This is a genomic window from Duganella sp. CF402 (assembly GCF_900109645.1).
Lineage (GTDB): Bacteria > Pseudomonadota > Gammaproteobacteria > Burkholderiales > Burkholderiaceae_D > Rugamonas.
This window is the reverse complement of sequence record NZ_FOBG01000002.1, coordinates 287,188-312,822: the sequence shown is the minus strand read 5'-3', so window position 1 is coordinate 312,822 and position 25,635 is coordinate 287,188. Positions and strand designations below refer to the sequence as shown.

20 protein-coding genes are annotated in these 25,635 nt (G+C 63.0%); 10 read left to right on the top strand and 10 right to left on the bottom strand.

What is annotated here, in order from left to right; translation table 11 throughout:
• The first annotated feature begins 6 nt into the window (after positions 1-6).
• From BMZ70_RS19535 to BMZ70_RS19520, 4 genes are read left to right on the top strand one after another with little or no spacing between them, the layout of a single operon-like run.
• Positions 7-2,877 carry a glycoside hydrolase family 31 protein gene (locus tag BMZ70_RS19535; RefSeq protein ID WP_092278510.1) on the top strand — a complete coding sequence of 957 codons (2,871 nt, stop codon included), beginning with the start codon at positions 7-9 and terminating at the stop codon, positions 2,875-2,877.
• Complete coding sequence (locus BMZ70_RS19530; RefSeq protein WP_207231583.1) at positions 2,874-4,424, top strand: GH39 family glycosyl hydrolase; 1,551 nt, start codon at positions 2,874-2,876, stop codon at positions 4,422-4,424. The genes BMZ70_RS19535 and BMZ70_RS19530 overlap by 4 nt, the downstream gene beginning before the upstream one ends.
• Entirely contained in the window at positions 4,421-6,727 is a 2,307-nt protein-coding gene (locus BMZ70_RS19525) for a glycoside hydrolase family 95 protein (RefSeq protein WP_092278508.1), read from the top strand. The genes BMZ70_RS19530 and BMZ70_RS19525 overlap by 4 nt, the downstream gene beginning before the upstream one ends.
• On the top strand, positions 6,727-9,522 hold the full coding sequence (locus BMZ70_RS19520; RefSeq protein ID WP_092278506.1) for a glycoside hydrolase family 2 TIM barrel-domain containing protein: 2,796 nt from the start codon (positions 6,727-6,729) through the stop codon (positions 9,520-9,522). Before BMZ70_RS19525 ends, BMZ70_RS19520 begins: the two co-directional genes overlap by 1 nt.
• On the opposite strand, the gene BMZ70_RS19515 is transcribed toward BMZ70_RS19520, so the two are convergent.
• Positions 9,511-10,740, bottom strand: a complete 1,230-nt coding sequence (locus tag BMZ70_RS19515) for an NADH:flavin oxidoreductase/NADH oxidase family protein (RefSeq protein WP_092278505.1) — start codon at positions 10,738-10,740, stop codon at positions 9,511-9,513. The genes BMZ70_RS19520 and BMZ70_RS19515 overlap by 12 nt on opposite strands.
• Before the next feature lie 25 nt (positions 10,741-10,765).
• Between BMZ70_RS19515 and BMZ70_RS19510 the strand changes: the two genes are divergently transcribed.
• Positions 10,766-11,182: a MerR family transcriptional regulator gene (locus BMZ70_RS19510; RefSeq protein ID WP_229205506.1), complete on the top strand. Its 417-nt coding sequence runs from the start codon at positions 10,766-10,768 to the stop codon at positions 11,180-11,182.
• Here the strand turns inward: BMZ70_RS19510 and BMZ70_RS19505 are convergent.
• On the bottom strand, positions 11,179-11,949 hold the full coding sequence (locus BMZ70_RS19505) for an alpha/beta fold hydrolase (RefSeq protein WP_092278503.1): 771 nt from the start codon (positions 11,947-11,949) through the stop codon (positions 11,179-11,181). The genes BMZ70_RS19510 and BMZ70_RS19505 overlap by 4 nt on opposite strands.
• Positions 11,950-12,052: 103 nt before the next feature.
• Between BMZ70_RS19505 and BMZ70_RS19500 the strand changes: the two genes are divergently transcribed.
• The gene (locus BMZ70_RS19500) at positions 12,053-12,886 is read left to right on the top strand and encodes an alpha/beta hydrolase (protein ID WP_092278501.1); all 834 of its coding nucleotides are present in this window, start codon (positions 12,053-12,055) and stop codon (positions 12,884-12,886) included.
• Here BMZ70_RS19500 and BMZ70_RS19495 read toward each other — a convergent pair.
• The 6 genes from BMZ70_RS19495 to BMZ70_RS19470 form a co-directional block, all read right to left on the bottom strand.
• Positions 12,876-14,213: a DUF3422 family protein gene (locus BMZ70_RS19495; RefSeq protein ID WP_092278499.1), complete on the bottom strand. Its 1,338-nt coding sequence runs from the start codon at positions 14,211-14,213 to the stop codon at positions 12,876-12,878. The two genes, BMZ70_RS19500 and BMZ70_RS19495, sit on opposite strands and share 11 nt — an antisense overlap.
• An 11-nt stretch (positions 14,214-14,224) precedes the next feature.
• A complete protein-coding gene (locus BMZ70_RS19490; protein WP_092278497.1) occupies positions 14,225-15,217 on the bottom strand; it encodes a 2-hydroxyacid dehydrogenase in 993 nt (330 codons plus the stop codon).
• The gene (locus tag BMZ70_RS19485; RefSeq protein WP_092278495.1) at positions 15,214-15,741 is read right to left on the bottom strand and encodes a DinB family protein; all 528 of its coding nucleotides are present in this window, start codon (positions 15,739-15,741) and stop codon (positions 15,214-15,216) included. The genes BMZ70_RS19490 and BMZ70_RS19485 overlap by 4 nt, the downstream gene beginning before the upstream one ends.
• Positions 15,738-17,201, bottom strand: coding sequence for a hypothetical protein (locus tag BMZ70_RS19480; RefSeq protein WP_130301107.1), 1,464 nt, complete (start codon positions 17,199-17,201; stop codon positions 15,738-15,740). Before BMZ70_RS19480 ends, BMZ70_RS19485 begins: the two co-directional genes overlap by 4 nt.
• Before the next feature lie 89 nt (positions 17,202-17,290).
• On the bottom strand, positions 17,291-18,562 hold the full coding sequence (locus tag BMZ70_RS19475; RefSeq protein WP_092278491.1) for an NAD(P)/FAD-dependent oxidoreductase: 1,272 nt from the start codon (positions 18,560-18,562) through the stop codon (positions 17,291-17,293).
• A 28-nt stretch (positions 18,563-18,590) separates the two neighbouring features.
• Positions 18,591-19,304, bottom strand: a complete 714-nt coding sequence (locus BMZ70_RS19470; protein WP_229205504.1) for an HAD family hydrolase — start codon at positions 19,302-19,304, stop codon at positions 18,591-18,593.
• A 93-nt stretch (positions 19,305-19,397) separates the two neighbouring features.
• Here BMZ70_RS19470 and BMZ70_RS19465 point away from each other — a divergent pair, with 93 nt between their 5' ends.
• The 3 genes from BMZ70_RS19465 (at position 19,398) to BMZ70_RS19455 (ending at position 21,461) form a co-directional block, all read left to right on the top strand.
• A complete protein-coding gene (locus BMZ70_RS19465) occupies positions 19,398-20,345 on the top strand; it encodes a LysR family transcriptional regulator (RefSeq protein WP_092278489.1) in 948 nt (315 codons plus the stop codon).
• 102 nt (positions 20,346-20,447) lie between these two features.
• Positions 20,448-21,044, top strand: a complete 597-nt coding sequence (locus BMZ70_RS19460; RefSeq protein WP_092278487.1) for a LysE family translocator — start codon at positions 20,448-20,450, stop codon at positions 21,042-21,044.
• 36 nt (positions 21,045-21,080) lie between these two features.
• Positions 21,081-21,461, top strand: coding sequence for a hypothetical protein (locus BMZ70_RS19455; RefSeq protein WP_092278485.1), 381 nt, complete (start codon positions 21,081-21,083; stop codon positions 21,459-21,461).
• Here BMZ70_RS19455 and BMZ70_RS19450 read toward each other — a convergent pair.
• Positions 21,458-22,939: a CYTH and CHAD domain-containing protein gene (locus tag BMZ70_RS19450; protein WP_092278483.1), complete on the bottom strand. Its 1,482-nt coding sequence runs from the start codon at positions 22,937-22,939 to the stop codon at positions 21,458-21,460. The genes BMZ70_RS19455 and BMZ70_RS19450 overlap by 4 nt on opposite strands.
• Positions 22,940-22,981: 42 nt before the next feature.
• A complete protein-coding gene (gene gluQRS / locus BMZ70_RS19445; RefSeq protein WP_092278481.1) occupies positions 22,982-23,884 on the bottom strand; it encodes a tRNA glutamyl-Q(34) synthetase GluQRS in 903 nt (300 codons plus the stop codon).
• 67 nt (positions 23,885-23,951) lie between these two features.
• Between gluQRS and BMZ70_RS19440 the strand changes: the two genes are divergently transcribed.
• Positions 23,952-25,580 carry a M28 family peptidase gene (locus BMZ70_RS19440; protein ID WP_092278479.1) on the top strand — a complete coding sequence of 543 codons (1,629 nt, stop codon included), beginning with the start codon at positions 23,952-23,954 and terminating at the stop codon, positions 25,578-25,580.
• Positions 25,581-25,635 lie beyond the last annotated feature (55 nt).

Below are 25,635 nucleotides of genomic sequence, written 5' to 3'. Positions count from 1 at the left end.
GACAATATGCGTATCAAGAATCTCGTCCCTGCGGCCGCCGGTGTGGCCGCGCTGGTGGCCGGCCATGCGATGGCCGGCACCTTTGAAAAGACCGCCACCGGTGTGGTGGTCAAGCCTGACAGCGGCGCAGCGAAGGAAGTGCGCCTTGAAGTCATGGCCGATAACATCATCCACGTGGTGAAGCTGGACCAGGCAGGCAAGTCGCTGAATCCATCGCTGATGACCGTGGCCGCTCCTGTTAGCGGTAACTTCAATGTCAGCGCATCGGGCAAGGACAAGGTCACGCTGAAGGCGAAGAAGATTTCGGTGGCGGTGTCGCTGGCCACCGGTCAGGTGCAGTTCTTTAATGCTGCCGGCCAAGCCTTCCTGACGCAGGAAGCGGAGAGCATGGCGCCGACGTCGGTCGATGGTAAACCATTCCTGGCGGTGAAGCAGGGCTTCAACTACGGCACCAAGGACGCCTTCTACGGCTTGGGCCAGCATCAGAATCACCAGATGAACCTCAACGGCGAAGACGTGCTGCTGATGCAGCACAATATGGCGATTGCCGTGCCGTTCGTGGTCTCGGATAAAAACTACGGCGTCCTGTGGGATAACAATTCGATCTCGCGCTTCGGCGACGCCAAGCCATATGCGTGGCTGAGCCGCGACCTGCAACTGACCGATGCCGACGGCAAGGCCGGCGGCCTGACCGCGCGCTACTATGTCGGCGACAAGCTGGTGTTCACGCGCCGGGAAAAGGATATCGCTTATCAGTATCTGAAGGACGTGGCGGAGAACTGGCCTAAAGAGGTTGATCCCAAAGCCGCCAACCTGAAGGTGGTGTGGGAAGGTTCGATGGCTTCGCCGAAGGCGGGCGTGCACAAGCTGCAGCTGTATTCGTCGGACTACGCCAAGCTGGCCATCGACGGCAAGCAAATCATGGACGTGTGGCGCCAGGGCTGGAATCCCTGGTATCACAACTTTGAAGTGAAGTTTGAGGCCAACAAGCCGGTCAAGCTGCACCTCGAGTGGAAGCCAAGCGGCGGCATGGTGGCGATCACCCACAACGACCCGCTGCCGGAAGCGGAACGCCATTCGCTGACCTTCTCGTCGGAAGTCGCGCAGTCGATTAACTACTACGTCATCAACGGCGAGAACATCGACAACGTCATCGCCGGCTATCACCAGCTGACCGGCAAGGCGCCGATGATGCCGAAATGGGCCTACGGCTTCTGGCAGTCGCGCCAGCGCTACGAGACGCAGGAGCAGCTGCTGGGCGTGCTGCGCGAGTACCGCAAGCAAGGCTGGCCGGTCGATAACATGGTGCAGGACTGGTTCTACTGGCCGGAAAACGGCTGGGGCTCGCACGACTTCGACAAGGCGCGCTTCCCGAATGCGAAGGCGATGGTGGACGAAGTCCACAAGGCCAACGCGCGCATCATGATTTCGATCTGGGGCAAGTTCTACGCCAACACCGACAACTACAAGGAGCTGGCGGCAAAAGGCCATATGTGGACCAAGAACGTCGAAGATGGCGCACTGGATTGGGTAGGCCCTGGCTACAAGAACAGCCACTATGATCCGTATGCTCCTGAAGCACGCGACATTTACTATCGCCAGATGAAACCGAAGCTGGTGGATCTGGGCTTCGACGCGTGGTGGATGGATAACACTGAGCCGGATGTGCTGTCGAACACCCGTCCGTCCGATTTCAAGAAGCTGATCGGCCCGACCATTTATGGCGGCGGCGAGATCACCTTCAATCCGTACAGCCTCGTTCACACCGAAGGCTTCTATCAGCACCTGAAGAAAGACCAGCCGGAGAAGCGCCAGTTCATCCTGTCGCGTTCTGGTTTTGCGGGCATCCAGCGCAACGGCACCGCCGTGTGGAGCGGCGATACGGCCAGCCGCTGGAACAATCTGTATGACCAGATTTCGGCGGGTGTGAGCGTCTCCATGTCGGGCATCGCCAACTGGACGCACGATATCGGCGGCTATGCGCAGGAGACGCGCTTCCAGGTTGGTGATGTCGGCTCGGCGCAGGAGAACCGTAGCACCGGCGCGAAGCAGGGCAACCCGGAAGACATCAAGGAATGGCGCGAGCTGAATCTGCGCTGGTTCCAGTTCGGCGCGTTCTCGCCGCTGTTCCGCTCCCACGGCGAAGTGGTGAAGCGCGAGATCCACGAGATTTCGCCGGAAGGTTCGCCGATGCGTGAGTCGATGGTCTGGTACGACCAGCTGCGCTATCGCCTGATGCCTTATATTTACTCGGCCGCTTCCGATATCCACTACCAGTCCGGCGCCATCATGCGCGGCCTGGTGATGGACTTCCCGAACGACGAAGCGGTGAAGGATATCAAGGACCAATACCTGTTCGGCCGCAGCATGCTGGTGGCGCCGGTGTATGAGTACGGTGCGCGCGAACGCAAGGTCTATATGCCGAAAGGCGTGAACTGGTATGACTTCTACACCGGTGAGCTGCATAAAGGCGGCAGCACGGTAGCCATCAAGGCGCCGGAAACGCGCATGCCGGTGCTGGTGAAAGCTGGCGCCATCCTGCCGATGGGGCCTGTGACGCAATACGTGGATGAGAAACCGGATGCGCCGATCACGCTGAATGTGTACACCGGCGCGGACGGTAAATTCAGCCTGTACGAGGATGATGGCGTCAGCAACGGCTATCTGCGTGGTGAAGCCAGCCGCATTCCGTTGAGCTACAACGACAAGACCGGCGTGGTCACCATCGGCGACCGCGTAGGCCAGTACAAGGGCATGGTGGCGAAGCGCCAGTTCAAGGTGCGCTTCATCAAGCCTGGTGTGTCGAGCACCGACAATTTTGACGCCGCTGATAAAGTGGTGAGCTACGAAGGTAAAACGATCACGGTGAAGAAATGAAGACTCCTGCTGCGTTGTTGTTGATGATGCTGGCTGGCGCCAGTGCGGTTGCTGGCGCCGCCGATGTGCGCCGTATTGTGGTGGACGCCGCCGCGCCCACCACGCCGCGCGACCGTTTTGCGGATTTGTCTGTCGGCTCGGATTATCCGGGCACGCTGATCCGCGATGACAGTCTCGCACAACTGAAGACAGCGAAGGACGAACTGGGCTTCCGCTACATTCGCTTCCACGCTATCTTCCACGACGTGCTGGGCACGTACAAGGAAGTCGACGGCAAGCCGGTGTACGACTGGACCAAGCTCGATTACCTCTACGACCGTCTGCTGAAGATGGGCGTGAAACCGTTCGTGGAACTGGGCTTTACGCCGCTGGCCATGCGCAGCTCGGACCTGAGCATCTTTTACTGGAAGGGCAACACCTCGCATCCGGATCCGAAGAAGTGGGCGGCGCTGATCGATGCCTTCGTGCGTCACGCGCAAGAGCGCTACGGCAAGGAAGAAGTGCGCTCGTGGTTCTTCGAAGTGTGGAACGAGCCTAACCTGGACGGCTTCTGGGAGAAGGCGGACCAGAAGGTGTACTTCGAACTGTTCGACATCACCTCGCGTACCATCAAGGCGATTGATCCTGCGCTGCGCGTGGGCGGTCCGTCGACCGCTGGTGCCGCGTGGGTGCCGGAATTCCTCGCGCATACCAAGGCTAGCGGTTCGGTGGTGGACTTCGTAACCACGCATACCTACGGCGTGGATGGCGGCTTCCTTGACGAGAATGGCAAGGACGACACCAAGCTGTCGCCGTCGCCGGACGCCATCGTGGGCGATGTGCGCAAGGTGCGCAATGAGATGAAGGCTGCCGGTCATGGCGACATGCCGCTGTACTTCACCGAGTGGAGCACCAGCTACACGCCGCGCGATCCAGTGCATGATTCCTATATCAGCGCGCCGTACATCCTGAGCAAGCTAAAAGCGACCGAAGGCCTCGTGCAAGGCATGAGCTATTGGACCTACAGCGACCTGTTTGAAGAACCAGGTCCACCGACTGCGCCGTTTGAAGGCGGCTTCGGTTTGATGAATCCGCAGGGCATACGCAAGCCGTCGTGGTTCGCCTACAAGTACCTGAACCAGTTGGGTAGTGAGGCGATCAAGACTGCCGATGCGCAAAGCTATGCGGCCAAGGATGGCCGTGGCGTGCAGGTGCTGGCGTGGGACTTCCAGACGCCGAAGCAGGGACGCAGCAATCGCGGCTTCTACACCACGGTGCAGCCGACCCGCGATGGTGCGCCGGTCAGTGTGGACCTGAAGGGCTTCAAGCCGGGTGTGTATTCGGTCAGCGTGTATCGCACTGGCTTTGAGGCGAACGATGCGCATACGGCTTACCTGAAAATGGGTTCGCCAAAGACGCTGACGCCGAAGGAGATTGAACGACTGCAGGCGGTGACGATGGACCGTCCGCAAACCAGCACGGTGCGCGTGCCTGCATCCGGCGCGGCATCGGTGAAGGTGAAGATGCGCGTCAATGATGTGGTACTGGTGAAGATTAATCCGCAATGAAGCTGTTGTTAATTGCGGCGGCGTTTGTCGCTGCCAATGCGGTGGCGGCGCCTGATCTGACTTTGCGCTATACGCAGCCGGCGCCTGACACGGCGGCGGGCTGGGAGAAGGAGGCGCTTCCGATCGGCAATGGCCGCATCGGCGCGATGATTTTCGGGCAGCTGGCGCGCGAGCGTTTGCAGTTCAACGACATCACGCTGTGGACCGGGGATGACAAGGCGATGGGGGCGTATCAGCCGTTTGGCGACGTGTACATCAATCTGCCGGGGCACGAGCTGGGTACGACGGCGTATGCGCGCAAGCTTGACCTGTCGCGCAGTTTGCACACGGTGAGCTACACGCACAACGGCGTGCAGTTCAAGCGCGAGGCGCTGGCCAGTTATCCGGCGCAGGTGATTGCGGTGCGGCTGACGGCCAGCAAGCGTGGGCAGTACACTGGTTCGATCGAGCTGGCCGATATGCACGGCGCGCAGATCCGCGCGCAGGATGGCCGCATCGTGGCAACCGGCGCGCTGCCCAATGCGATGCAGTATGCGAGCCAGGTGCAGGTGCTGAATGAGGGCGGCAAGCTGGCGGTGGAGAGCAACAAGATCACCTTCATCGGTGCGGACGCCATCACGCTGATCCTCGGCGCAGGCACCAGCTATGTCAACGACGCTTCCCGACGCTTCAACGGTGATGCACCGCTGCCGCGCGTGAGCGCGCAAGTCGCTGCTGCTGGACGCTGGCCGGCGCTGCTGGCGGCGCACGAACGAGACTACGGCGCGCAGTTCAAGCGTGTCGCGGCAGATTTCGGCGCTGCGCCTGCCGCGCGCCGCGCGCTGCCCACCGACCAGCGCATCGAGGCTTACACCGCAGAAGGCAAAGATCCCGAACTGGAAGCGCAGTTCTTCCAATTCGGCCGCTACCTGCTGATCTCCAGCTCGCGCGGCTCGCTGCCCGCCAACCTGCAAGGCCTGTGGAACAATAGCCTCACGCCGCCGTGGAACTCGGACTACCACACCAACATCAACATCCAGATGAACTACTGGCCTGCGGAACCGGCCAACTTGTCCGAGCACGCCAAGCCATTCTTCGACTTCGTGCAAGGCGTGGCTCCGGTCTACCGCAAGCTGGTAGCCGACACCGCCGCCAAGGCCATCGCAGATCCCGCTTCTGTGCAAATGTCCGCACCGGACCTGAGCGGCGAAGCGGTGCAGCGCGAAGAAACCTTCGTCAGCAAATCCGGCAAGCCAGTACGCGGCTGGACCGTGCGCACTGAGTCTAATCCATTTGGCGCGATGGGCTACGTGTGGAACAAGACCGGCAGCGCGTGGTACATGCAGCACTTCTGGGAACACTACGCCTACACGCAGGACAAAACCTTCCTGCGCTCCACCGCCTACCCGCTGATGCAGGAAGCCGTCGCCTTCTGGGAGGACTATCTGAAAGAACTGCCGGATGGCCGCCTGGTCGCGCCACTCGGCTGGTCGCCTGAACACGGCCCGATCGAAGATGGCGTCAACTACGATCAGGAAATCATCTGGGACCTGTTCAACAACACCGTGGAAGCGGCGGAAGCGCTGGGCGATACGCAGTACCGTGACCGCATCGCCGCCATGCGCGACAAGCTGGCTACGCCGGCTATCGGCAGCTGGGGCCAACTGCTGGAATGGATGGAAGAGAAAAAAGACAAAGTGCTTGATACGCCGGGCGATACCCACCGCCACGTCTCGCACCTATTCGGCCTGTTCCCCGGCCGCCAGATCTCGCCGGCCAAGACACCAGCGTTGGCCGCCGCCGCGCGCAAATCGCTGGAAGCACGCGGCGATGCGGGCACCGGCTGGTCGATGGCCTGGAAGGCCGCCTACTGGGCGCGTCTGCTGGATGGCGACCACGCTTACAAAATGCTGCGCGGCCAACTCGCCAAACCGGGCGCGCGCGCTGCACAGCAGGCCAGCCAAGGCACGGAGAGCAATAACGCGGGCGGCACCTACCCGAACATGTTCGACGCCCATCCGCCGTTCCAGATCGACGGCAACTTCGGCGCCACGGCGGCGATTTGCGAAATGCTGCTGCAATCGCAGACTGGTGAAATCCATCTGCTGCCTGCGCTGCCGTCGGCATGGGCGGCCGGCTCCGTCAAAGGCCTGCGCGCACGCGGCGGCTACGAAGTGGATCTGAGCTGGGCCAGCGGCAAATTGGTCTCCGCCACGATTCGCCGCACCGCCGGCAGCGGCGCAGGCGCGGTGCGCTATGGCGGCAAGGTAGTGTCGCTGAATTTGAAAGCCGGCGAGAGCCGGCAGTTCGGAAGGAGTTTGTAATGCGTTGGCTGTTGAGTGCTTTTCTACTGGCGCTTGGCAGCCAGTGTGTTGCGGAACCGACGCAGGTTCACTACCTGAGCGGCACCGACAAGGACCACCGCGTTGAGTGGGACTTCCACGTCAATGGTGGTCGCAACAGCGGCGAGTGGAAGAAGATTCCGGTGCCATCAAACTGGGAGATGGAAGGCTTCGGCACCTATCGCTACTACAGCGATTGGCAGAAGGATCCCGCGCCGGATAGTACCGGTATCTATCGCCATCAGTTCAGCGTACCCGCCTCCTGGCGCGGCAAGCAGATCGAGATCGTATTCGGCGCGGCGATGACCGATACGCTGGTCAAGATCAACGGCCAGATCGCCGGACCAGTGCATCAAGGCGGCTTCTACGAATTCCGCTACGACGTTACGCCACTGCTCAAGCCTGGCGAGAGCAATCAGCTGGAAGTGACGGTGAACCGCTACTCAGCCAATGCTTCGGTCAACCGCGCCGAGCGCACGGCGGATTTCTGGCTGTTCAGCGGGATTTACCGGCCGGTGTGGCTGGAGGCCAAGCCAGTCGCCAATATTGAACGCATCAGCCTGGACGCGCGCCACACTGGCGAATTCGATGCCGACGTATTCCTGGCCGGCGCGCGCAGCGGAAAAGTCAGCGCGCGCGTGACAACGTTGGCCGGCGCACCGCTCGGCAAGGAAATGAGCGCTGAAGTCGTCGACGGCAAGGTTCACCTGCATGGACGGGTGGAGCGCATTGTGTCCTGGTCGGCGGAGAATCCGCAACGCTATCAGGTGCGTTTCCAGCTGCTCGAAGGCGGCAAGGCGGTGCATGAGGTCAGCAAGACCATCGGCTTCCGCACCATCGAGCTGCGGCCGCGTGACGGCGTCTACGTCAATGGCCGCAGGGTGCGCTTGAAAGGCTCGAACCGCCATTCGATCTGGCCGACTTCCGGGCGCACCACCAGCAAGGCGTTGAGCTATCAGGACGCGAAGCTGATGAAGGAAATGAACATGAACGCGGTGCGCATGTCGCACTATCCGCCGGATCCGCACTTCCTCGATGTGGCGGACGAAGTGGGCTTGTACGTGATCGATGAATTGACCGGTTGGCAGAAGGCCTACGATACCGACGTCGCCACGCCGCTGGTGAAGGAGCTGGTACAGCGCGACCAGCATCACCCATCGATTCTGTTCTGGGCCAATGGCAATGAGGGCGGCTTCAATCGCGACCTCGATCGCCTGTTCGCCAATTGGGATGTGCAGAAACGGCCGGTGATCCATCCGTGGGAACACTTTGGCGGCATCGACACCGCACACTACCCAACCTATAACTGCTGCGCGACCTCGCTGTTTAATGGCCGCGACGTGTTCATGCCGACCGAATTCCTGCACGGCTTGTACGACGGCGGCGCCGGCGCGAGCCTGAGCGACTGGTGGAACGCCATGCTGGCGAATCCGCTTAGTGCGGGCGGCTTTATCTGGGCTTTTGCCGATGAAGGCATCGTGCGCGATGACCGCAACGGCGCCATCGACGTAGCTGGCAACCAGGCGCCGGATGGCATTGTGGGGCCGTACCGCGAGAAAGAGGGCAGCTTCTTTGCGATCAAGAAAATCTGGTCGCCTGTGTATTTGCCGTTGTCAGAAATGGCGTCGCTGCCGCCGAGCTTTGACGGTACGGTGACGCTGGAGAACCGCTACGATTTTACGAACCTGAATCAGCTGAAATTCGGCTGGCAGCTGGTGCGCTTTGGCCGCGAGGCCGGCCACACGTTGGTCGCGCAAGGCAGTTCGAAAGCGCCAGACGTTGCGGCGGGCATGCGCGGTATCACCAGCATCGCCTTGCCGCGTGACTGGCGCCAGCAGGATGCGTTGTATTTTACGGCTACGGACCGTGAAGGCCGCGAGGTCTACACGTGGTCGTGGATGATCGCGAGCCCACAGCAAGTCGCCGAGCGCATGGCTGCGCGCGTAGCGGCGATGGCTGCGAGTACGCCGGCCGGGCCGGCCACGCTGGTCGAACTGGCGGATGGCTATCGCCTGCAAGCCGGCGCCGTGAGCGTCATCATCGACAAGTCCACCGGCTACCTGCGCGAGTTGAAACAGGGCGACGTGATCGCGCCGCTGAGCAACGGCCCGCGCCTCGTCACCGGCAAGGCGGAACTCAAACGTATTCAAGCCGCGCGCGATGGCAACGATGTGGTGGTATCCACCGAATACACCGGCAACCTGCGCAAGGTTAACTGGCGGCTGACGGCGGCGGGCCGGTTGAGCGTCAACTACGGCTACCAGATGGAAGGCGGCCGCTATGTCGACGCGCTGGGCGTGACCTTCGACTATCCTGAAAGCGAAGTGAAATCCATGCGCTGGCTGGGGCGCGGCCCTTACCGCGTATGGAAAAACCGCACGCAAGGCGTGGAGTTCGACGTCTGGCAAAAGGACTACAACGACGCCGTCACCGGCTTGTCATGGAATTACCCGGAATTCAAGGGCTTCCACGACAAGGTGTACTGGGCGACGCTGGCGACAAAGAATCTGCCGATCACCTTCATCAACCACGCCGACGATATCGCCCTGCGCGTGTTCACGCCGAAGCAGGCGAGCGGCGAAGGCTTTGAACCGAAGGGTACGCAGATGGATTTCCCTCCGGGCGATATCTCCTTCCTGAACGCGATACTCCCGATCGGCACCAAATTCAATCCGCCCGGCGAGCTTGGCCCGTCGGCCCAGCAGGCGCGCACGCCCAACCTGGGCATCTGGCTGGAAAACACCATCGATATCGTGGTTGGCGACTCAAGCCGCTGATTGCGCCAGCCACTTGCGGTAACGACGCGTTAGCTGCTTGGCGCGCCACTGGTCGCCCAGCAGCGTCCAGAGTGGATTGAGCGCGCCGCCGCTGCCGCCGCCAGTGCCCAGTGTGTGCAAGCGGCGACGCACCAGCGCCATCGTGGCAATGCTGGCCAGCGTCTTGTCCTTCCAGTTCACCGGCGCCTGGGCAGCATTCAGCGCTTGGCCGGCGCGCCATTGATTTGGCAAGTCCGGTGCGACCGACAGCGCAGTGGCGATGCCCACCATCGCCATGCCGCTGGCCAGCACCTGCTCCGCAATCGCCGGACGTGTAATGCCGCCGGTGGTCATCACCGGCATGCGCGCCACCGCTGCCAGCGCCGTGGCGAATTCGAGGAAGTAGGCTTCGCGCGCCAGCGTGCGGCCGTCTGCAGTGCGGCCTTGCATGGCCGGGCTTTCGTAGCTGCCTCCGGACAGCTCGATCAGGTCGACCGGCAGTCCGTTCAACAGCACCACCACCTGTCGTGCATCGTCCTCGGAAAAGCCACCGCGCTGGAAGTCGGCCGAGTTGAGTTTGACGGCGACGCTGAAGCCCGGCGACACGCGCGCCCGCACCGCGCGCACCACTTCCAGCAGCAGGCGGGCGCGGTTCGTCAGCGAACCGCCCCATTCGTCGTTGCGGCGATTGGTCAGCGGCGACAGGAATTGCGAGATCAGGTAGCCGTGCGCCGCATGGATCTGCACGCCGTTGAAACCCGCCTGTTCGGCTGCATGTGCGGTGTCGGCGAAACGCTGGATCACCTCAGCGATGTTCTCCGCGCTCATGGCCACCGGCTGCGCGAACAGCTTACTGTGCTTGCCCAGGTCCAGCGCCACAGCGGACGGCGCCCATGCCTGCCCGCCCATATCGGCCATGACCTGGCGGCCGGGATGATTAATCTGCATCCACACTTGCGCGCCGTTCGAGCGCGCAGCTTGCGCCCACGCCTTGAACGGCGCCAGCGGAGCGTTGGCTTCCAGCGCGATGGTGCCGGGACCGGTCAGTGCGCGTCGGTCGATCATCACGTTACCGGTGATGAGCAAGCCGGCGCCACCATCGGCCCAGCGCTGGTAAAGGCGCTGGATAACGGCGCCGGGCAACTGGCCAGGTTCGGCCAGGCTTTCTTCAATTGCGGCCTTGGCGAGCCGGTTAGGTAAGGTGCTGCCATTGGGCAGTGTGAGTGGTGTGAACAGCATAGTCGGTTCCAAATTTTAAAAGGAGATGAGCTATACTAAGATTAAAGCCAACTTTAAGGTCAAGCGAAAAATGAAGATAGGCGAACTGGCCGAGCGCACGGGTATGGCGGCGTCGGCGATCCGGTATTACGAACAGGCGGGGCTCATGGAGCGCGCGGAGCGCGGGGCCAATGGCTACCGCGAGTACGGCGACGCCGCGCTGGAGCGCCTCAACCTGATCCAGATCGGACAGCAGTTGGGCTTTACGCTGGATGCGATACGCGACGTGCTGGCACTGGAAGGCGATGCGCTGCACGGAGGATTGATGCAGCAACTCGATACGAGATTGCAGGATATCGACCAGATGATGGAGGCCCTGGCCAAGCAGCGCGCCTCGCTGCTGGAGACCAAGGCCAAGGTGCAGGCGACATGGGAAAGGGGCGAGTGCCCCAAAAGTCTTTAGGACGTGACTTCCGCGCCGCTGACGAAGTTGACGATGGCGGGATTCACGACGTCGCCGTGCGTGATCGGTCCCATATGGCCGCCGCGCGTTTGCATGGCGCTGGCGTTGGGCAGGGCCTCGCCCAGTTGCTCCACCAGCAGGCGGGTGGAAGCGGGGCTGCGTTCGCCGGCCATGACCAGTGATGGCATGGTCAACATGGACAAATCCGCCAACGTTGCCTGTTCGCCCAACAGAGCGTCGAAGTCGAGGCGCACCTTGGCGATTTGCGCCATCATCTTTTCCTGCGCGGCGTGCGGCGCATCGTCGAACGCGCCCGGACGGTTCCAGTAATCGATGAAGATGCGGGTGGCGTCGCGGTCGTTGTCGCAAGCCTTGATGCGAGCTACCACGCTGACGATTTCCTGCTTGGCTGGATGCGTCGCTGGCAGCAGGTGGAAGGCCACCGGCTCGAACAGCGTGAGCGACAGCACGCGCTGCGGCATGCGGCGCGCCATATGCAGCGCGCAGGCGCCGCCGAAGGAATGGCCGATCAGGTGGAATGCTTCGCCCGGCTCCAGCTCGGAGGCGGTGGCGGCGATGACCGCGTCCACCTCGTGCGCCAGGGTATGGATATAATCGTCACCCGCATCGGCAGGGAAGGGCGAAGCGCCGTAGCCCTGCAAGTCGACAGGGATGCAGCGGTAGGCGTCACCCAGTTGCGCTTTCAGCGACGACCACTGGGACTTGGAACTCATGGAGCTATGCAGCAGGACGACAGCAGGTTTCATTGCCGGGTAAAGTTAAAAAAATTGAAGCGGAGATTATACCGGGTTGTGTGGTCTATACCACGCCAGCAGTTTTTTTGTGCGCGACAGGAGTAAAGTAGAAGTCATGAATAATTCTAAAAAAGTCGCCGGCTTGGCAGGTCTCGCCAGCGTCCTGTGGATGGGTTTTACCGCAGCAGTAGCCGCCAGTCAGAGGCGGCTGGTGTTCAATGCACTGGGCAGCAAGCGTGAAGTTCTCAAGCCTTACAGCAGCGGCCATCGCACCCGTCCTATTGTGGTGCGGGCCAAGGACGGTACGCGCCTGGCCGGTTGGCTGATGACGCCACCGGTGGCCGGCCCGCATCCGGGCGTGGTCTATTTCGGTGGGCGTTCGGAGGAAGTGTCGTGGGTGGCGCGCGACGCCGGCAAGCTATTCCCCGGCATGGCGGTGCTGGCGGTGAATTACCGCGGCTACGGCGATTCGCAGGGCGACCCTGCGGAAGAACACTTTATCGACGACGGCCGCATGCTGTACGACTGGCTGAGCGAGCGCCATCACGTCGATCCGAAGCGCATGGCCGTGGTTGGCCGCAGCCTCGGCTCCGGTGTGGCGGTGCAGGTGGCGATGGAGCGCGACGCTAATTCCATCGTGCTGATTACGCCTTACGATTCCATACTCGCCATCGCCAAGCGCAAGTTCAAGGCGATTCCGGTGGAGTATGTGCTGCAGCATAAATTCGAGTCGATCAAGTACGCGCACCAGCTCAAGGCGCCGACCTATGTGCTGCGCGCTGCGGTTGACGATATCGTGCCGCATTCGCATACCGACCTGCTGGTGGAAAAACTTGGGATGCTGCATGCGGACGAAATCGTACCCGACTCCGACCACCTCAACATCCCCTATCTGGAAGCGACCCAGACGCGCATCGCCAGTTTCCTGGCAAGCCGCTTCAATGCTTAGACGACAGCTGGTGATGCAGGCGGCGCAGGCCTAGCCACACGGCGCCGATCACCAGCGGTACGGCGATGCCGGTCATCAGGTCGGGGTTGACCGGCGTGCCGCTGGCCTTCAGGGCCTTGCCCACGTAGCCCACCAATCCCAGCGTGTAGTACGAGATCGCCGCCACCGACAGGCCTTCCACCGCCTGCTGCAAGCGCAGTTGCTGGGCCGCGCGCGCGTCCAGCGATTGCAGGATCTTGCGATTCTGCTGTTCCTGTTCGATGCCGACCCGCGTGCGCAGCAGGTCATTGGTGCGCGCGATCCGCTTCGCCAGGCCTTCCTGCCGCTGCGTCACCGAGGTGCAGGTGTTCATTGCCGGTGCGAGGCGGCGGCCCATGAATTCGGCCAACGTCGGCGTGCCGGGAATGCGCACTTCGCGCAGTTCCTGGATGCGCGATTGGACCAGGTTGAAATAAGCCTGCGAGGCGGCGAAACGGTAGCTGTTGTTGACCGAGATTTTTTCCAGCTGCGCTGCCAGGCTGGTAATCCGGTGCAGCATGTCCTGGTCGCCGTTGGCCTGGTTCTTTACCAGCGTGGAAGTCAGCTCCGCCAGTTCGTTTTCGATGCCGCTCAGCGCCGGCTGCGTCGCTTCGGCTTGTGGCAGGCCGAGTAGCGCCATCATGCGGTAGGTTTCGATTTCCAGCATGCGGCCCACCAGACGGCCAGGCTGGAATTCGCGCAGGTGCTGGTCGCGCACCACGAAGCGGCTGAAGCCATCGGGGTGGATCAGGAAGTCGGTCCACACTTCGGCGTTGCCGCCGCCGCTGCTGCCCACCAGCGATTTGCCTTGATACAGTTCGCGGATCTTGGCCGCGAAGCTGTCGTCGTCCGAAGCGTCCTTGCACAGCACCACGTGAGCGGCGACGATGATTTTGCCGTGCAGGCCGGCCAGCCATTCCTGCGGCACGTGCTGCACCGGCATGCGCTCGAAGGCGGTGCGGAAGTCCGTGCCGTCCTCGCCGCGTTCGACGAAGGTATAGGTGGCGAACTCGGTGTGGCATTCCCACTTCAGGCGGAAGCGGCCGAAGTCATGGAAGAAGTAGCGTGCTTGTTCGTGCGGGCCGGCCACGCCGTAGTGCAGGCAAAGCTGTTCCAGTATCTGGTGCTGGCTGCTGCGGTGGTTCTGGCGCGACGGTTGGTCCTGCTGCAGGTAGAGCGCGAAATGGGTCAGGCTTTCAGGCGCCTGCAGTTGCAGGAACGGACGCGAATGGATTTCCGCCGACAGCGGAACCCGCATAGGGTGATTCAGCTTGGCGAAATCGGCGTTGGCACGATAGGCGAGCGACATGGACTTCCTTATTAACCGGGTGTGAGTAGCGCATTGGCGCAAGGGGATCCCTGCAAGAAGCAGGCCAGATTGGCGAATGTGACTGCGGCGATTTCGCGCATGGCCTCAATGGTGAAGAAGCCTTGATGCCCTGTGACCAGTACATTCGGGAAGGTCATCAGTCGCTGGAAGACATCATCGGTAATAATGTCGCTGGAGTGATCTTGGAAGAAGAGGGTGCTCTCCTGTTCATAAACGTCGATCGCAAGCGCGCCCAGTTGCCCGGACTTCAGCGCTTCGATCACGGCGGCGGTGTCGATCAAGCCGCCGCGCGAGGTGTTGACCAGCATGGCGCCGCGCTTCATGCGGGCCAGGCTGGCGGTGTCAATCATGTGGCGTGTAGCGTCCAGCAGCGGGCAATGGAGGGATACCACGTCTGACTGCGCCAGCAACGCATCGAGATCGCTGCGTTCGGCCACGCCTTGCAGCTGCGGCGTCGGCGCGGGATCGCTGACCAGCACCTTGCAGCCCATGCCGTGGAAGATGCGCGCCGCCGCCGCGCCGATCTGTCCTGCGCCGACGATGCCGACGGTCTTGCCGTGCAGCGTCATGCCCAACAGGCCGTCCAGCGCGAAGTTGCCTTCGCGGACGCGCGCGTAGGCGCGGTGGGTGCGGCGGTTCAGCGTCATCACCAATGCCAGCGCATGTTCGGCCACGGCTTCCGGCGCATAGGCCGGCACGCGGGCGACGAACAGCTTTAACCGTTCGGCAGCTTTCAGGTCGACGTTGTTGAAGCCCGCGCAGCGCAGCAGCACGGCGCGCACGCCCATTGCGTGCAGGGCTTCCAGCACCGGCGCGTCCAGCCGGTCGTTGACGAACACGCAGACAGCGCTGCAGCCTTGTGCCAGCGGCACGGTGTCCAGTTCCAGCCGGTCGGAGAAGTACACGGCTTCGACGCCGGGCGCGCGCGCTTCGTCGAGGAAGCGGCGGTCGTAGGGCTGGGCGCTGTAGACGGCGATTTTCATTCGACCCACACCACCAGATCGGTGACGCCGATATCGACGCCGGCCTGCGTCAGCAAGGTGCTGGCCTGTCCGCGATGGTGCGTCTGATGGTTGAAGAAGTGCTGCAGCACGCCGCCGAAGTGCTTGTGAAATACGTCACCCTTCATGTTGCGGTATTCGAAGGTGCTCGCCAGGTCGGCTTCCGTGAGTTGCGGCGCCCATGCGCAGATCATGGCGTCCAGCTGTTCGCGGTAGGTGCGCAACGCCGGCAGCGAGTCGCCAAAGGTGTGCGTCAGGCCGCTGGGCTGCGGCAGCGACGGCGCATCTTGCAGCGCCGGGTAGCGGGACGGATGCGTGCTGAATCGCTTGAGCCAGATGGTGTCGCCGGCCAGCAGGTGGTTCATGGTGCCTAGCAAGGAACCGAAGAAGGCTTTGCGGTCGGCCGCCAGTTCTTCCGGCGACAGCTGTGCCGCCGCGTCGTACAGCTTCTGGTTCATGTCGGCGTTGTAGCGCGCCAGCAGCGCGAAGTACTGGGGTGTGCTCATGCTTTTGGTATGGCGTTCGGATTGGATTGCAGGAAGATCTGATTGTTCAATTTGGCCAGCACTTGGGCGCGTTCTTCATCGTTCAGCGCCGGCAAGCCATCGCGCTCAGGCTCCAGGGTGGACAGCAGGTCGCGCGTCATCGATTTACCGGATGGCGTGGTCTGGTCGTCTTTCAGCTTGCCCAGCGTGTAGGTCAGCACGCGAGTGGTTTGGTGCGCCTGCATCTCCAGCGTGGCCTTGGCCAGCGCGCCCTTGTCGTAGGCGATGTTGGTGGTGCTGCTGGCCGAATCTTCGACGGTGATGTATTTGTAGTTCTGCGAATTGGGCGACAGGTCCAGCGCCAGTTGCGCATCGGCCTTGATCGGTGCGTGGTAGCGCGCCTTCAGGTGCGACTGCTGCTGTTGCGAGATGGCGCGGTCCAGCTGCGAGGTGCCGGTGATGCTGGTCTTCTGCGACAGTTCGTAGGCAAAGGTGTCCTTCTCCGTGATGCGCGCCGGATTGGACGCCACCTCGGTCTGTGCGAACGATGCCTTGAAGTCGGCCAGCCCGGTGGTCATGGCGCGATCCTGGTCGGTCAGCACGATGTTGCGCGGAGCGATGGCCGGTGTGCCGTAGTCGCTGTTCATGCCTTTGAACGCATCCTTGAACATGGAGATCATGGCGCCGTCGCCCTGGCCGCGCAGGCCGGCCTGATCAACCTGTTGCAGGTATTTGTCCAGCGCCTTGGCCTGCTGGTCCTTGCTGCCCCAGCTGGCCGGCTGGCTCAGGTCCACGGCGATGTTGGCGCTGCCGGCAGGGCCGCTGAAACTGAGCGTGCGCTGGGCGGCATCGGCGTGGAATTCAAGCCGCTGCGTTTCCTTCGGATTGATCTTGATCTGCGCTTTCAGATCCACCGACGACAGTGCACCATGATCGAACTGGGTCAGGTCGCCCAAGTCGATGCGCGGCGGATCCTCGCTCAGACCATCGATCGATTTCTGAAACGCCTCCGACAACTTGCCCAGCGCCTTGCGCTCGCTCTCGCTCAACTTGCCGTCACTATGCGCTTCGATGGCGATGCTGTTGTCGCTGGCGTCGAGCTTCAGTTCGACCTTGACGCCGCTGCGGGTGGTGACGGTCAGCGCAACCTGGCTGTCGCCCATGCCGTGCTGCGACACCTGCGATGGTGACACCAGCATGTCGTAGGTATAGGCTTGCACGCCATCCGGCGCCTGCTGGACGGTTTGCGAAAAATCTTCGCCTTCGTAGGCTACCTGCTTCAGCAGCTCGCCGCCCAGGCCCTTGAGCCGTGCGGCTCCCGCTTGATTGTTGAAGTTCTGCGCCATCAGCACGGCGGCGGTACTGCGGTTGCGGTTTTCCCACACCAGCGCCTTGGTCAGCGTGTCGCCGTCCGAACCGCCCAAGGAAACGATGGTGGAGGCGCCGTTTCCGCTGTTGCCGGTCGTAGCGGACGTGGGCATGATTGCGCCAGCCGTCGCCGGGTTGGCAACGGCAGGAGTGGTCCGATTCAGAGAGGTGATCGTCGTCATGGGACCATTATAGGCCGGTTTTACCTGTGCAGCCTCACCGGCGGCAGCACACGCGAACGCAGCCAGCCGGCCAGCGTGTGGGTCAGCATCGGCACCGTGCCATGCAGTTGCAGCAGGTGCTTCTGGTACAGCAGCCGATACAGCACGCTGGCCACCGGTCCGCCCACGCTGTAGCTCCTGCCGCTGACTGGTCCTGTCAGCGAGCCCACCGCCGCCTGCTGGCCCAGCGACACCAGCGAACCGTAGTCGTGGTAGCGGAAGTCCGGGCGCGGCGTGTCGTCCTTGCGCGCCAGCAGATCGGCCAGGAACATGGCCTGCTGGTGTGCTACCTGCGCGCGCGGCGGCGTTGGTCCTTTGAGCGGACAGACGTAGTTGGCGCAGTCGCCCAAGGCGTAGATGCGGCTGTCGTTGGACGAGCGCAGGCTGGCGTCGACCATGATCTTCTTCAGGTGATTCACGCTCAGGCCCAGCGTGGCGCACAGCGGCGGCGCCTCGACACCGGCGGCCCACAAGGTCAGGTCGGCCGGATACGCCGTGCCTTGCGCGTCGGTCACCGCGTCGGCGCTGACGCTGGCCACGCTGGTGGAGGTCATCACCTCGATGCCCATCGCACGCAGGTGCCGAGCCGCGCGCTGTGCTTGCAGCGGGTCGAGTTGCGGCAGCAGGTGCTGGCCGCGTTCAATCACGGTGATGCGAATGTCCTGCTCCGGGTCGAGATCGTGCACGCGGTACGCGGCCAATGCACGCGCCGTGTTGCTCAACTCCGCCGCCAGCTCCACGCCGGTGGCGCCGCCGCCGACGATGACCACGTTCACCGGCTTTTTCTGCTCGCCGGCGGCGATGCAGGCGTCGAAGAAGCGGCGGCGGAAGTGCTCCGCATCGGCCACGCTGTCGAGCGTGAGCGCATGCTCCTGCGCGCCCGGCACGCCGAAGAAGTTGGTGACGGAGCCCAGCGCCAGTACCAGCTTGTCGTAGGCGAGCACGCGGCAGGCGCCGTCGCCGCCGCCGCGTGGCGACAGGGTGATGGTCCGATGCGCGCGGTCGAGGCACAGCATGTCGCCCTGTACGAATTCAAAATCATGGTCCAGCGCCTGTGCGCTGAACGGCAGCTCGCTCACTTGCGGATCGCACTTGCCCGACGCGACGGTATGCAGCAGCGGCTTCCAGAAGTGGCCGGGCCAGCGGTCCACCAACAGCACGCGCGAGCGTTTGCTTTTGCCGAGCGTATCTCCAAGACGGGTGGCGAGTTCGAGTCCGCCCGCACCGCCGCCGACGATGACGATGGTTTCCATGATGCGCCTCCAGTAGCGAGTGAAAAAACTATGCGGCTCGATGCAGCCCCGGTTTGGGGCGTTGCTGATCCGGCGTATAAGGGCTGGCCTGCAATTCGCGCAGGGCGTCAAAGGTGATGAACTGGCGCGGACGCACCACGTCCGTGCCGTAAGGGGCGACCGAGACGGTCCACAGTCCCGCATCTTCCGCCGCCTGCAGTGCTGGAACGGCGGTGTCGATGGCGATGGCGTCGTGTGGCGCCGCGCCGATGGCGTGCAGCGCGTGCGCATACGGACCGGCGCCTGCGCTGCTGTCGAAATTGACGCCGCCAGCGACCACGCTGAACAGGCTATTCACATCGGCGCCGAACTGGTGCTCCAGCAGCGCGGATGCTGCGGGCGCCGGCAAGTCGGTCAGAATGCAGATCTTGCAGCCGGCGGCGGTGGCGTCCTCGATCAACGCCAGCGCGGCGGTTTGCGCCTGCGGCGGCTGTGCGAGGATCGCTTGATGGAACTGGCGGTGCTTGTCTTCCTGCAGATCGGCCACGCGCTGCTTGTCGCGCGACAGTGGCGGCATGGCAACGGCGGAACCGATGGCGCGGGCGTAACCGTGGGTGGCGGCGGCAGCGCGCAGCGCCGGCAAGGTCCAGCGTACCGACAGCTCGGCGTTGGCAAACGCCGCGTTGCAGGCTGCAAGGTGCAGCGTTTCGGTATCAAACAGAACGCCGTCCAGTCCCAGGAAGATTACGTCGATGCTCATCATGCCCTCACTTAAACATGTCAGATGATTATCAATATAAGGGTAGAATCTATAAAAGAAAAATTAAAGTTATTCGATAATCGATAAGGATTCCTTATGTATCATGCGAGTTTTCGCCAGCTACAGTCGTTGATATTGGTGGCGCGCCACGGCAGCGTGTCGCGTGCGGCGGACGCCATGCACCTTACGCAGCCGGCCGTCTCGTTGCAAATCCGCACACTGGAAGACATCGCCGGCATGGCGCTGACCCGCAAGGTAGGACGCAATATCCAGCTGACGGCAGCGGGCGAGGTGATGGCCGAATTCTCCGAGCGCATCCTGCGCCTGTGGGAGCAGGCCGCCGACGAACTGGCGGCGCTGCAGGGCGTCACTTCCGGTACGCTGCGCATCGGCGCGGTGACCACGGCGGAGCACTTGCTGCCGCCGATGCTGGTGCCGTTCACGCTGGAGCGGCCGGATGTGCGCCTCAAGCTGCAAGTGGGGAATCGGACGGAGATCATCAACATGCTGGCGCGGCACGAGATCGAACTGGCTATCATGGGGACGCCGCCGCGCGAGCTGCGCACCAATGCGGCCAAGTTCGCGCGTCACCCGATGGCGTTTGTCGCCAGTCCATCGCACCCGCTGATGAAGAAGAAAAAAGTCACGCTCAACGATGTTATGGCGGCCAACCTGCTGGTGCGCGAGCGCGGCTCGGGCACGCGCACGGCGGTGGAAAAGCTGCTGCGCGAGGAGGGGCATGCGGCGGAATTCGGCTCCGAGGTATCGAGCAACGAGGCAATCAAGCGCATGGTGTCGGCGGGACTGGGCGTGGGCTTTTTGTCGGTGCACGCCTGCGGGTTGGAATTCGAGGCCGGCCTGCTGGCGACCCTGCCGATTAATCTGGTGGAGGCGGACTGGCACATCATGCACCTGAGCGACCAGCCGATCCCAAAAGTGGCGGCAGCGTTCCAGGATTTCGTGATCGAGAACGGCCAGGATCTGGTGGCGCGCGAGTTGGAAGGCTTCTACAAGCAGCTGGGGAAGCGCCGGTCGTATCGGTAAAGTGACCAATACAGTGGTGCTGACTGTTTGTGAAAGTGTATTGGTGTGTGCCAGTACACTTGGCTATACAATGCAAGTACACACTCCACACACGGATACATCATGTCGCCCGAATTGCTGCTGCCACTGTGCACCTTTGCCGCCGTCAGTTCCATCACGCCCGGCCCGAACAACACCATGATCCTGGCCTCGGGCCTGAATTACGGTTTTATGCGTTCGCTGCCGCACTTGTTCGGTATTACCTGCGGCTTCACCTTCATGATTTTCGCGACTGGCATGGGGCTGCACGTGGTATTCGAGCAGGTGCCGATGCTGCAGACCATCCTCAAATACGGCGGCGCGATCTACCTGCTTTGGCTGGCGTGGAAGCTGGCGCACGCGGCGCCGATGAGCGGCGAGCAGGCCGCCCTGTCCAAGCCGATGACCTTCTTCGGCGCAGCTGCGTTCCAGTGGATTAATCCGAAGGCATGGGTGATGGCCCTGAGCGCGCTCACCACCTACCTGCCGCAGGGCTTCACGGTGATCGACGCCGCCATGCTGGCCGGGATCTTCGGCTTGATCGGCGTGTTCTGCGTCGGCGCGTGGGCCATGTTCGGCGTGGCCATGCGCCGCGTGTTGCAGGACGCGCGTTCGGTACGCATCTTCAACATCGTGATGGCACTGCTGCTGGTGGGCACCCTGTATCCGATGCTGGCCTGATACCATAGCGCCTTTACCGCATGTGAAGGAATATCGATGTATCGCCTGATTACGCTGGGCGCCGCCATGCTGGCCGGCGCTGTGCAAGCCGCCACTTTGCCGTCGGACCTGATGCTGCCGGTGCCGGAACGCGCCGCGCGCGGCTATGTGGAGAGCTGGGTGCTGAGCATCGAGATCGAATCGGAAAAGCTGAACGGCATGGATGCCTGCCGCAAGATCCTCACCGAGCGCGGTTTCCAGCCTACGCTGTCCAAGACCGCCAGCACCACCGCGCCGGCGCTGCACTTCAAGGTGGCCGGCCGCAAGGAGTATGCGCAAGCCAGCAGCGAAGCCGATGAAACGCTGGCCGCCGTGCAGCAGGCCAAGTGCCCCGGCACCTTGAGCTGGAACGTCAGCGCAAAACAGGCGCGCCGCTAATCACGCTGCGCGTGCGGCAGGCGCAGCGTGTGCAACCTGCGGCGGATGGCGTCGAGTGCAGCCGGCGCTGCGGTTTGTTGCGCCAGCAGGTATCCGCGCGCAAACTGGATCGCGCCGGCTGCTTGCGGATGCTGTTGCGCCAGTTCCTGCAGCAGGCGACCTGCCACCGCCATGTCGTTGTGCCGGCCCAGTTCTTCCTGCACCGCTGCCAGCGTTTTCAGATAGGCCTGCGTGCCCTTGGTGCGATACAGCGAATGAAAAAACTCCAATGCGTAGCGGGCGCGTTTGGCGCCGATGCGCGTGTGGTGCGCACTGGCCGGGTCGTCGTGCTGCATGCGGTTGGCGCGTTTGATCAGCGACTTGTGCAGGTGCTGCATGGTCAGGCGAGAAAACTGCGCGGCTGATCCTTGCAGCAGCGGCGCGGCTTGCAGCATCCATGATCCCATTGTGAGCATCAGCCGTGTGTAGCGCGGCGATAGCAATGCTTGCGCCGCCTCGTGCCGTTTTGCGTGTGCGGTTTGCAGTGCCAGTGATTGCAACTCGATTTGCGGCACCTCCAACCGCGTCAGCGTTGAAGACAGCAGTACATCCCAGTCGCGCGCCGCGCCCAGTTCCATGCCCAGCCAGTTGATATTTTCCTCTAGCGCGGGTGGGCAGGGCGCCACTTGCTCGAACAGCTTGAGCGCGGAACGCAGGCGGCGCACGCCGACACGCATCTGGTGCAGCGTTTCGGGATCGTGGCCTTCTATCACGGCGACTTCGTTGCGCTGGATGTGTTCAAGGCAGTTGCCCAGCACGGCGGGCATGGCGTCGCTCAAGCTGGCATCGGCGTCGAGATGCAGCGCCTGCGCGCGATACGGCGCATGGCCGGTCTCGCGCACCAGCATGTAGCCGCGCTGCGCCTTGTTGATGTTGGTGATGCGCAGCGGGATGTCGTCCAGCAGCTGCAAGGCAAACGCATACAGCCCGGCGGGATCGCCATCTTTCAATTCCAGTTCGATTTCGTTGATCGCCACCTTGTGCGCCTTGCGCTCGACCTGGCCGACGTCCAGCGCGACCTCGATGCGGTTACCGTCGATTTCCACTTCCCACAGGTGGCGCTGCACGTCGACCAGGAACAGCGGTTCAAGGCGGTCCTTGAGATCCGGCGCATCCAGCATATCCAGCCAGCGCTGGTCATCGCCGAGCAGCTTGCGCAGCTTGCCGAGACGTGGCCAGCAACGATCAACCGGGCACTCCCACTCGTTGCGGCTATGCAGGCCGCTTTGCACGCTGCCGCCCGCCTTCATGGTCTGTATCCACTCGCCGTCCTCCTTGCGCACGCGCAGGCCGGCGCCGTGGCGCATCAGGTGCAGGTCCGGTGTATCGAAATAGCGCGCGGCCAGATGCTGCACGCGCGTCGGCGCATCCAGCAGCGGATGCTGCAGCAGCTTGCTGTTGTCCTCGGGGGCGAGCAAGAGTTTGAGTTCGACTTCCATCGCTTCAGTGTAGGGAAAAGTGCGGCTGCGCGGCGCACGCCATCAGGCGTGGCGCTGCAACAGTTGCGCCCATGCAGGAACGGCTGCGCGCCAGAACGCTTCGATGCTGTCGGCCTGCAAGTCCAGCCCGAGGAAGCGCGCAGCTGGCAGCATGGCCTTTTGCAATAGTTGCTGCGGATCGCTGCCGTCGTCGAAAGCGATGGCGCCGGTTTGCTTGGACATCTTGTCGCCGGCCTCGTTGAGCACCACCGGCACATGCAGGTAGCTCGGCTGCGGCAGGCCCAGCACCTGTTGCAGGTACAACTGGCGTGGCGTGGAATCGAGCAAGTCGACGCCGCGCACGATATCGGTGATGCCTTGCGCGCCATCGTCCACCACCACCGCCAGCTGGTAGGCCCAGTAGCCGTCGGCGCGGCGGATGATGAAGTCGCCCACTTCGGCGGTCAGGTCCTGGCTGTAGTGGCCGGCCCAGCGGTCTTCAAACGCGGGCACGCAGTGTGGCGATAGCGGCACCTTGACGCGCAGCGCGCGGCCGACCTTGCCGGGGGCGAGGCCGTTGCGGCAGGTGCCGGGATAGATCAGCGCCTGATTGTGATGCGTCACCTGGTTGACCTGCGAATCGGCGATCTCGCGGCGCGAGCAGCCGCAGGGGTAGACCAGCTCGCCGAGCTGCTCCAGCGCGTGCTGGTACAGCGCGTAGCGCTTGGTTTGCCACGTCACCTCGCCATCCCAATGCATGCCGCAGCGTTGCAGCGAGGCGAGGATGTGATCGTCGGCGCCGTGCACATTGCGGGCGCCGTCCACGTCTTCAATGCGCACCAGCCACTGGCCGTGGTGGGCCTTGGCGTCGAGATAGCTGGCAATGGCGGCCACCAGCGAACCGAGATGCAGGGGGCCGGTGGGCGAGGGCGCGAAGCGGCCGATGTAGGAGTTGCGGACAGTCATGCCGATATTTTCGCATACAATGTGCGCGCGGAAATCCCGCCTTGATTACATCAGCCCACAGGACATCATGAAAAAAATGAACCCATCCTACGTTGCCTCCGCGCTGGCCATGAGCCTGGCGCTGGCATTCCCGGCCCACGCAGACGCGGGCAAGACCGCCCTCGTGCAGGAAGCGCCGCTGCGCGCTCACCTGTCGTTCCTGGCCAGCGACATGCTGGAAGGACGCGGCACCGGCCAGCGCGGCGGTGATTTGACCGTGGCCTACCTGGAATCGCAGGCGCTGGCGCTGGGCCTCAAGCCGGGCAATGGCAACAGCTTCCGCCAGTCGGTGCAGATCGCGGGCGTGAAGACCCAGCCGGCCGAGAGCACGCTGAAACTGGAAGCGGGCGGCAAGGCGCTGGATATCGCCTTTGGCAAGGATTGGGTGTTTGCGCCGGGCGATGCGACCGCCGTGCACAGCTTCAATGCGGAGCTGGTGTTCGTTGGTTACGGCATCACCGCGCCGGACGAGCAGTGGAATGACTTCAAGGGCATGGACCTGAAGGGCAAAGTGCTGGTCATGATGGTCAACGACCCGCAGCCGACCGCCGAGCAGCCGAACCGCTTCAACGGCAAGGGCCTGACCTACTACGGCCGCTGGACCTACAAGTTTGAAGAAGCCCAGCGCCAGGGCGCGGCTGGCGTGCTGCTGATCCACACCACGCCGACTGCGTCGTACGGCTGGAGCGTGATCCAGAATAGCTGGGCCGGCGTGGAGCGCTTCCAGCTGGCGGCCGGCACCCTGGGCTCGCCGTTGCAAGGCTGGATTACCGACGACACGGCGCGCGCGCTGTTCACCGCCGCCGGACAAGATCTGGACGCGCTGCGTGCGGCAGCCGAAAGGAAAGACTTCAAGCCGGTGGCGTTGGCCGCCAAGCTGAATGGCGAAATGAAGGCCGAAATGCGCAAGGTTGAGCAATTCAACGTCGCCGCCGTGGTGCCGGGCACCGATCCAAAACTGAAGGATGAAGTGGTGATCTACAGCGCGCACTGGGACCATTTGGGCAAGCAGGGCGACAAGGGCGACACCATCTTCAACGGCGCGGTCGACAACGCCTCCGGCTCGGCGGCGCTGCTGGCGATGGCCGAGCAGGCGCGCCAGTTCCCGGCCAAGCGCAGCCAGATGTTCCTGTGGGTGGCGGCGGAAGAGCAGGGCTTGCTGGGCAGCGCAGCCTACGCCTCGTCGCCGCTGTGGCCGCTGGCGAAAACGGCCGCCAACCTGAACCTGGACAGCCTGAACTTCATCGGCACCACGCGTGACATCGGCACCCAAGGCAGCGAGCGCACCGAGCTGGGCAAGCTGGCCGAGACGGCGGCCAAAGGCATGGGCATGCGCATCGCGGACGCCAAGCCGGACCTGGCGGGTGGCTACTTCCGCAGCGACCACTTCAACTTCGCCAAGAACGGCGTACCAGCGTTCTCGATCAGCTCGGGCCGCGATTACGTGAAAGACCCGGAAGGTGCGAAAGTGAAGCAGCAAGCCTACGGCAAGCGCTACCATCAGGCCGATGATGAATACGATCCAAGCTGGGACCTGTCGGGGATGGTACAGACGGCGCAATACACGCTCAACCTGGGCCGCCTGATCGCCAACGGTGCCAAGCTGCCCGAATGGAAAGCCGGCGACGCCTTCGCCGTCCCCCGCAACGCCAAGTAAGCAAATTCGGGGTCAGAGCCGACAATCGGACATGCGTGTCCGATTGTCGGCTCTG

Bases quoted from the DNA above. Each gene is read 5' to 3' on its own strand.
- BMZ70_RS19490 (WP_092278497.1), bottom strand. From the start codon at position 15,217: ATGAAAATCGCCGTCTACAGCGCCCAGCCCTACGACCGCCGCTTCCTC.
- BMZ70_RS19440 (WP_092278479.1), top strand. From the start codon at position 23,952: ATGAAAAAAATGAACCCATCCTACGTTGCCTCCGCGCTGGCCATGAGC.
- BMZ70_RS19485 (WP_092278495.1), bottom strand. From the start codon at position 15,741: ATGAGCACACCCCAGTACTTCGCGCTGCTGGCGCGCTACAACGCCGAC.
- BMZ70_RS19515 (WP_092278505.1), bottom strand. From the start codon at position 10,740: ATGCTGTTCACACCACTCACACTGCCCAATGGCAGCACCTTACCTAAC.
- BMZ70_RS19460 (WP_092278487.1), top strand. From the start codon at position 20,448: ATGTCGCCCGAATTGCTGCTGCCACTGTGCACCTTTGCCGCCGTCAGT.
- BMZ70_RS19525 (WP_092278508.1), top strand. From the start codon at position 4,421: ATGAAGCTGTTGTTAATTGCGGCGGCGTTTGTCGCTGCCAATGCGGTG.
- BMZ70_RS19450 (WP_092278483.1), bottom strand. From the start codon at position 22,939: ATGGAAGTCGAACTCAAACTCTTGCTCGCCCCCGAGGACAACAGCAAG.
- BMZ70_RS19470 (WP_229205504.1), bottom strand. From the start codon at position 19,304: ATGATGAGCATCGACGTAATCTTCCTGGGACTGGACGGCGTTCTGTTT.
- BMZ70_RS19500 (WP_092278501.1), top strand. From the start codon at position 12,053: ATGAATAATTCTAAAAAAGTCGCCGGCTTGGCAGGTCTCGCCAGCGTC.
- BMZ70_RS19455 (WP_092278485.1), top strand. From the start codon at position 21,081: ATGTATCGCCTGATTACGCTGGGCGCCGCCATGCTGGCCGGCGCTGTG.
- gluQRS (WP_092278481.1), bottom strand. From the start codon at position 23,884: ATGACTGTCCGCAACTCCTACATCGGCCGCTTCGCGCCCTCGCCCACC.
- BMZ70_RS19465 (WP_092278489.1), top strand. From the start codon at position 19,398: ATGTATCATGCGAGTTTTCGCCAGCTACAGTCGTTGATATTGGTGGCG.
- BMZ70_RS19475 (WP_092278491.1), bottom strand. From the start codon at position 18,562: ATGGAAACCATCGTCATCGTCGGCGGCGGTGCGGGCGGACTCGAACTC.
- BMZ70_RS19530 (WP_207231583.1), top strand. From the start codon at position 2,874: ATGAAGACTCCTGCTGCGTTGTTGTTGATGATGCTGGCTGGCGCCAGT.
- BMZ70_RS19495 (WP_092278499.1), bottom strand. From the start codon at position 14,213: ATGTCGCTCGCCTATCGTGCCAACGCCGATTTCGCCAAGCTGAATCAC.
- BMZ70_RS19510 (WP_229205506.1), top strand. From the start codon at position 10,766: ATGAGCTATACTAAGATTAAAGCCAACTTTAAGGTCAAGCGAAAAATG.
- BMZ70_RS19480 (WP_130301107.1), bottom strand. From the start codon at position 17,201: ATGCCCACGTCCGCTACGACCGGCAACAGCGGAAACGGCGCCTCCACC.
- BMZ70_RS19505 (WP_092278503.1), bottom strand. From the start codon at position 11,949: ATGAAACCTGCTGTCGTCCTGCTGCATAGCTCCATGAGTTCCAAGTCC.
- BMZ70_RS19520 (WP_092278506.1), top strand. From the start codon at position 6,727: ATGCGTTGGCTGTTGAGTGCTTTTCTACTGGCGCTTGGCAGCCAGTGT.
- BMZ70_RS19535 (WP_092278510.1), top strand. From the start codon at position 7: ATGCGTATCAAGAATCTCGTCCCTGCGGCCGCCGGTGTGGCCGCGCTG.